This is a genomic window from Massilia genomosp. 1, assembly GCF_011682185.1.
In the GTDB taxonomy this organism is placed as follows: domain Bacteria; phylum Pseudomonadota; class Gammaproteobacteria; order Burkholderiales; family Burkholderiaceae_D; genus Telluria_A; species Telluria_A rubra.
This window is the reverse complement of record NZ_WHJF01000714.1, coordinates 1-203: the sequence shown is the minus strand read 5'-3', so window position 1 is coordinate 203 and position 203 is coordinate 1. Positions and strand designations below refer to the sequence as shown.

Annotated in this window: 1 protein-coding gene; it reads right to left on the bottom strand. The window is 63.1% G+C overall.

Going from position 1 to position 203, the window contains the following annotated elements; translation table 11 throughout:
• Window positions 1-203 (bottom strand): transposase (locus tag F1735_RS35390; protein ID WP_187364451.1); only part of this gene is annotated, 203 nt, incomplete at both ends.

Genomic DNA, 203 nt, shown 5'->3' with positions numbered 1-203 from the left:
CGCCCCGGACGAGGATGTGGGTATCGGGGAAATGGAGGCGAATGAGCTTCAGAACGCGGCGCATGATCATCGCGTTCTCGTCACCAAACGGCCGCTTGCCGGGCCGCAGAACGGCAGCGATCAAGCCGCCCGACGCGCCGTCGAAGATCATCAACGGCAGGTAGCAGGTCGAACGGTAGTGGTGGTTATAGAACGCCAGCGGC